A 7395-nucleotide genomic window follows, 5' to 3' on the forward strand; every position below is an offset into this window, starting at 1 on the left:
CGCCAATAGTTGTTAATAACAAAAAATAATTCTAGGTGGGGTTTAGTGATTTAACCTCCACAGGGAAGAAAGGCTATAAAGTGGAAACAAATAAAGGGATTGGGCCTGTGCAGCAAACATCTTGGCAGCCAGAGTTGATTAACTCTATACGCATTATGCTATCAAGACAAAGTGAGGCTTTACTGCACCTTTCCAAAAGCCTTGACAGCAAGCATTACCAAAAAGCGCTAAGGCTTATATTTGAGTGTCGAGGGCACGTTATCCTGTCCGGCATGGGTAAGTCAGGGATCGTGAGCCGTAAAATATCTGCCACACTTGCTTCTACAGGCACCCCTAGCTTCTTTATTCACCCAGCAGAGGCCATTCATGGCGATCTCGGTATGATCACGCCCTGCGACCTGCTGATGTTGATTTCGACCAGCGGTGAAACTGACGAAATTCTTAAATTAATTCCATCTTTACGTCAATTTGGCAACCCTATTATTGCTATCACCAATCGAGGGTGTTCAACGCTAGCAAAACATGCGGATGTCACGTTGGAATTACTCATGGACAGTGAAAGCTGCCCAAACAATCTAGCGCCCACGACCTCGACAACGTTGACCATGGCAATAGGTGATGCGTTAGCCCTCGCACTAATGCAGCAGCGCAATTTCCTCCCCACTGATTTTGCCAGATATCACCCGGGAGGTTCATTGGGACGAAGATTGCTGACACGCGTTGCCGATATGATGCACACACTAGTGCCTACTGTTAAGGAAGAAACATCATTCCGTGAGGTTATTTCATCCATTACCTGTGGATGCCAAGGAATGGTGGCAGTAACTGATTCAAAGAATAAGTTAACGGGAATTATTACTGACGGTGATCTGCGTCGCTTTATGGAAAAAAATGTACATCTTGATAATACCTATGCGCGAGACATGATGACGCTTTCCCCACTCACTCTGCCTATGGAAACCATGATGACCGATGCTGAAACTTTGATGCAAAAAAATAGAGTTTCGGTGCTATTGGTAACTGACAGGAAGAATAATATTGCAGGTCTAGTTCGAATATTTGATTAACACTCATTCTCACCGTGGATTATTGATAGAGACTTCAGCGCTGTCCCCGGTATTTTTTAATAAGAGCTCGCTAATGGCATCGCTCTCTTTGTCATGATGATATTAAATGTTTATTAAAAAAATAAAATCGGCCTACTCATCCATCCGGATTAATAATTTTTACCGGCCATCCTGTTTGAGTATCAATACTCTCAACCAAAATTTGGGAAAAATCATCGTCGGTTTACCGATGGCATTGCTGATTATTTACCTGACGATATTCAGCCATCCTCGATATTTAAGTGAATCCACTATCGCGATAAAAAGCGCAAATAGCATTGATGGAAACAGCCTCAGCGTTGGGCTATTACTGGGGGCTGCGGGGTCAAGTACCGCCACTGATGCGATGTATTTGCAGAAATATATAAATTCCCCCGACATGCTCAATATTCTGAATCATGACCTGAACTTTTTTCAGGCTTTTGGCAGCAGCGGTCTCGACTTCCTAAATCATCTGTCGGATAAGGTCACGCGTGAAGAACTGTTTAGCTATTATCTCCAGCGCGTCACGGCCAACTATGATGATAAAACGGGTTTAATGACGATTGGGACACAGGGCTTCACTCCTGAGTTCGCTCAGCAATTTAATCATGCTGTGTTGAAAGAGTCTGAACGATTCATTAACGAAATTTCCCATAAAATTGCCCGTGAGCAGCAGGCCTTTGCCGAGGAAGAGATGCATAAGGCACAAGCGCGTCTAAATATTAGCAAAGCGCGAATGTTGGCGTTTCAGAACCAAAACAATGTGCTCGACCCAAAAGCTCAGGCATTGGCGGCTGTGACACTGGTCAATATGCTGGTATCGCAACAAATTCAGCTGCAAGCCGACCTGCGCAATCTATTGACCTACCTACGCGAAGATGCGCCACAGGTGGTCAGTGCAAAAAACGCCATTGCGTCCTTAGGTAAACAGATTGAGCAGGAGAAAAGCAAAATCACGGCCCCGGAAGGCCACAAGCTGAACAGCATGGCCGTCGATTTTGAGGAGATAAAATCTCAGGTCGCTTTTGATTCAGATATGTACAAACTGGCACTCACATCCATTGAAAAAACCCGCATAGAATCGGCACGAAAGCTCAAAGTACTCTCGGTAATCAGTTCACCTCAGGTACCTCAGGAAACTCGGTTTCCAAATATCCCTTATTTAATTGCCAGCACCCTACTGGTTTGTTGCCTGTTATTCGGCACCATCAAATTACTGCTAGCCATTGTTGACGACCATAAAGACTGACGCGGTTTGTGCCGCTTTTTGACTATTTCTAGCCTAACGAATCGAATATTGAGCTTGTTATGAAACTATTGAAAACTTTTATATTTTTAATGGCGTGCCAGTTAATCCAGGCTGAAGCTGTTGAGATTAACACCTATCCCGACCTCACCGGCGCCGCGCCCCTGCCTGCATTTCTGGCCGGAAAAAACTCGGGATCAACAACTGATAACGGATTTGATAACACCCCGATCCCAACAGAGCCGTCAGTGGTGAGCCGTATGTTTGGGGCACAGTTGTTTACCTCGACTTCGGCGAACAGTGGCGTCAGCATTGGTTTCAACCCCAGCTATGTCATCAGTCAAGGGGACCAGATTCAGATACGCCTATGGGGTGCCTATAAATTCGACGGAGTGCTAAGCGTTGATCCACAAGGCAATATTTTCTTGCCTAATGTCGGACCACTAAAAGTAGCCGGTATCACAAACAGCCAGTTGAACAGCACTGTGACTGCCAAGGTCAAACGAGTTTACCAGGCCAATGTGAATATCTATGCCTCGTTATTACAAGCACAGCCCGTTAAAGTTTTTGTCACAGGTTATGCCAATAATCCGGGTTTATACGGTGGGATCGCATCAGATTCACTGTTGTCTTACTTAAGTAAGGCGGGCGGCATCGATTCAGAACGCGGAAGTTATGTTGATATTGTGGTTAAACGTAACGATCGTGTGCGTTCACGCATCAATCTATATGACTTCCTGCTTAACGGGAAACTCAGCCTTTCACAGTTTGCCGACGGCGACACCATCGTTGTCGGACCTCGCCAGCATACTGTTAGCATTGATGGCGACGTCTTCAACCGCTATGACTTTGAATTTAAAGGCAATAAAGTTTCATTGAGTGAGGCGCTGAGTTGGGCGCGCCCGAAACCCGGCGCAACTCATATGACCATCATCCGCGAGCAAGGCAGTATGAAACGCAGCGAATACTACCCGCTGAGTTCAGCGCATGGCCGGATATTGGAAGATGGCGATCGGTTACTCGTCAGTAGCGATCGTTATATCGGCACAATTCAGGTGCGTATTGAAGGGGCACACTCCGGAGAACATGCCATGGTTCTGCCCTACGGCGCAACCCTGCGCCAAGTATTGCCAAACATACGCACCAACAGCATGTCGCAAATCAATTCGATTCAGTTATACCGCCGCTCCGTGGCTGTGCGTCAAAAAGAGATGCTCAATGTCTCGCTGCAAAAACTCGAAGAGGCCTCACTTTCTGCCCAATCCTTAACAAATGAAGAAGCTCGACTACGCATGCAGGAAGCCCAGATGGTGAGTCGCTTTGTGGCTAAAGCACGTGCAGCAGTGCCAAAAGGTGAAGTCATACTCAACGAAGGCAATCTGGGGCAGACTCTGCTAGAAGATGGCGATGTCATTAATATTCCAGAAAAAACCTCACTCGTGATGATCCACGGTGGCGTACTTTTCCCAAATGCTGTGAGTTGGCAAAAAGGATTAAGTCCGAATGATTACATCAAAAAAGTGGGGGGGTTAACCCAGAAGAAAGGTGATTCAAAAATCATACTCATTAAACAAAACGGTGAAGCACTGGATGCAGAAGATGTAAAAAGTTTGCAACCGGGTGATGAGCTGATGGTCTTGCCCAAATACCAGTCAAAAAGTATCGAGGTCACAAAAGGTATTTCTACCATTCTTTATCAGTTAGCCGTGGCCGCAAAAGTGGTGTTGACATTTTAATGATAGGCATCTTCTCAGGCGGTATCTATCGCATTCCGCATCTTGCGTGTTTTCTGCCGCAGGAATGTCGAAAACTATCACTTTTATGCCCCATCCCGGAGGATATTACTCAGATTGCGGTATGGGGATATCGTCCGACTGGGGATAAAGCCAAGGAATTGGCAAAAAAATCCGGTTTATCAGTACTGCATCTTGAGGACGGTTTTATACGCTCTCTTGGGCTAGGTGTGAGCGGATGCCCCCCACTTTCAGTGGTGCTCGATACTCGGGGTATTTATTACGATGCTAATCGTTCAAGCAGCCTTGAGATGTTGATACAGCAACAATCAGAAAATCAGGCTTTTTACGACGATGCGCGGCAGGCCATGCGCATGATCGTAGAAGACGATTTGTCGAAATATAACCAGGCACCGGCTTTAAGCGAAAAAAGCGTAAATCAAGAAGCCGTGCTGGTTGTCGATCAGACTTATGGCGATATGTCCGTAATACACGGTAATGCCAAGGCTGAACAGTTTGATGCCATGCTAACCGCGGCGTTGGTCGAGCATCCTAATGCAGAGGTCTGGATAAAAATCCATCCCGATGTCTTGGAGGGTAAAAAAAGGGGCTACTTCACTGGAATACGAGCGCTGGCAGACCGAGATTCGCGGATCAAATTGTTATCACAGGACGTCAGCCCTCACTCACTGCTCCGACAAGTCAGCCACGTCTATGTAGTGACATCTCATTATGGATTTGAAGCACTGTTGGCGGGAAAAACGGTTAGCGTATTTGGTCAGCCGTGGTATGCCAGTTGGGGATTAACTGATGACCGTCATCCTCTCTCCACCACTCTTGCAACAAGGCGCGGCGTGGCCAGTCTCGAAGACTTGTTCAGCGCTGCCTACCTCAGATATAGCCGTTATGTAAATCCTGTAACCGGCCACGCTGGCACACTATTTGACGTAATAAGTTGGCTTACCATGCAACGACGTCATCAGCAACAACGCTCCGGGCAACTGTGGGCACCAGGCCTCACGCTGTGGAAACGCAGCATCCTCGCCCCTTTCGTGCGTACGTCAATCAATAAGGTCAATTTCACCAAACGCTCTTTGAGTGACACAGCTTGCGTAGTATGGGGAATAAAAGGAGAGCGGCAATGGCAGCCGGTTGCGGATAAAAAACAACTGCCGCTTTGGCGTATAGAGGACGGTTTCTTACGTTCAGCTGGGCTTGGATCAAATCTTCACCCTCCGCTTTCACTGGTATTGGATAAAAGTGGCATTTATTACGATGCGACGCGGAGCAGTGACCTTGAGCAGATGCTAAACCATAGCCTGTTGACCAAATACCAGCAAAAACGTGCAAATGCGCTGCGTGTGAATCTGGTCAGCAACAAGATCAGTAAATATAACCTGGGGGCAACATTCAGTCTGCCAGTGGAAGCTTCAGGTAAACGAATTCTATTAGTACCGGGTCAGGTTGAAGATGATGCCTCAATACTCACGGGTACAAAAGACATTCGAACTAACAGTGAGCTTCTTCGCACTGTGCGAGAGCGTAATCCGCATGCCTATATTATTTACAAACCTCATCCTGACGTATTGGCAAGAAATAGGCATGGCCATGTCACTCCTGAAGATATCGGCCGCTGGGCAGACTTTCAGGCACTGGACGCAGACATTATTCAATGTATTCAGGCAATAGATGAATTACACACGCTTACCTCACTTTCTGGCTTCGAGGCGTTGCTACACGGTAAGAAAGTGTTCTGCTATGGCATTCCTTTTTATGCCGGTTGGGGACTGACAAAGGATGAGTATGTCTGCCCTCGGCGTGTGCGAACCTTGCTCCTGACCGACCTCATTTACCAAACGCTAATCGCGTATCCATCTTATATCGACCCAAATAACCGACAACCCATCATGGCAGAACAGGCGGCCAACTATCTCGCCGCTGCACCTCGGCCTGAAATGCTTTTAACAAAAGTAAAAACGGCAAGAATAACGCGCTATTACAAAAAACTACGCCTGTTAATTCACGTGGTTTTTAAAACATAAAGTAGAAAAATTTGATTTTTTATAACAGGGAGTTATTTAAAACATGGACAGTAAGGCGCTTGCTCTATTGCTTGCAGGAAAAAAATATTTGTTGTTGCAGGGCCCTATGGGTCCTTTCTTTAGCGATCTCGCTGAAAGGCTGGAGTTACTCGGGCGGGAGGCAGTCAATGTCGTTTTTAATGGCGGAGACAGGAAATATTTAAGCAAACGCAAATATCGAGTTTATAGGAATACCCCAGCAAATTTTTCCACATGGTTAAAAGATACTTGGCAAGAGTATGACTTTGATACCATCCTATGTTTTGGTGATTGCCGTCCATTGCATCAGGTAGCAAAAGGTTGGGCTAAGGCAAAAGGCGTGCGCTTTCTGGTTTTCGAAGAAGGTTATTTAAGGCCACACTATATCACCCTTGAAGAAGGCGGAGTGAATGCTTACTCCAGACTGCCCCGCGACCCGAATTTTTATCGTCGATTGCCCAAAATGGAGCCGCCGAAGACAGTAAAGCTAAAACCCTCTACAGGCTTACGAATACGGCATGCGATGGCTTATTATCTTTCAGGGTGGCGATACCGCAATGAGTTTATCAAATATCGCCACCACAAGTCATTTTCCCCTTGGTATGAGGCCCAATGCTGGGCTCGAGCAGCCTGGCGAAAACAGTGGTATGCGATGCTGCAACGCAAAGTGTTGCCACAGTTGCAAACGGAATTGGACCAACAATACTACCTGGCTATTTTGCAGGTGTACAACGACAGTCAGATCCTTAACCATAGTCCTTACAAGGATGTCCGCGACTACATCAACGAAGTCATGTACTCCTTCGCCAATAATGCGCCGGCAGAAGAATTTTTAGTATTTAAGCACCATCCTATGGATCGCGGGCATCGACTTTATTCGCCACTGATTCACCAGTTAGGCATTAAATACGATATTGCTCATCGCGTAATTTATGTGCATGATTTGCCTATGCCAGAGTTGCTGACACATGCTAAAGCGGTAATAACGATAAACAGTACGGCAGGAATATCAGCGCTTATACACAACAAGCCGCTAAAGGTAATGGGTAATGCCCTTTATGATATTAAAGGTATCACTTATCAGGGAACCTTAGATCAATTCTGGTGTTCTGAATTTAAGCCAGAAAAGAAATTATTTGATAAATTTTGGATGTATTTATTAAGCAACACCCAGATTAATGCGGTTTATTATGGTGAGATGAAAAAAAAGAGAATCAAGAACACAGTTGAGTGTAATAATAGCTTGAAAAATCTGTACTGTAGTACAG

The 7395-nt window shown here is 45.9% G+C and carries 5 protein-coding genes; all 5 read left to right on the forward strand.

Annotated elements, in window-relative coordinates; genetic code table 11:
- Window positions 1-155: 155 nt before the first annotated feature.
- Window positions 156-1067, forward strand: a complete 912-nt coding sequence (locus BS639_RS24265; protein WP_084984616.1) for a KpsF/GutQ family sugar-phosphate isomerase — start codon at window positions 156-158, stop codon at window positions 1065-1067.
- A gap of 106 nt (window positions 1068-1173) precedes the next feature.
- Entirely contained in the window at window positions 1174-2337 is a 1164-nt protein-coding gene (locus BS639_RS24270; protein WP_084984612.1) for a capsule biosynthesis protein, read from the forward strand.
- A 59-nt stretch (window positions 2338-2396) separates the two neighbouring features.
- Window positions 2397-4070 (forward strand): polysaccharide biosynthesis/export family protein, encoded by a 1674-nt coding sequence (locus tag BS639_RS24275; protein WP_084984613.1) that lies wholly within the window; start codon window positions 2397-2399, stop codon window positions 4068-4070.
- A complete protein-coding gene (locus BS639_RS24280; protein WP_084984614.1) occupies window positions 4070-6109 on the forward strand; it encodes a capsular polysaccharide biosynthesis protein in 2040 nt (679 codons plus the stop codon). Before BS639_RS24275 ends, BS639_RS24280 begins: the two co-directional genes overlap by 1 nt.
- 43 nt (window positions 6110-6152) lie before the next feature.
- A partial coding sequence (locus BS639_RS24285; protein WP_084984615.1) for a capsule biosynthesis protein occupies window positions 6153-7395 on the forward strand: 1243 nt, incomplete at its 3' end.

The sequence above is a fragment of the Rouxiella silvae genome (assembly GCF_002093625.1).
GTDB lineage: Bacteria > Pseudomonadota > Gammaproteobacteria > Enterobacterales > Enterobacteriaceae > Rouxiella > Rouxiella silvae.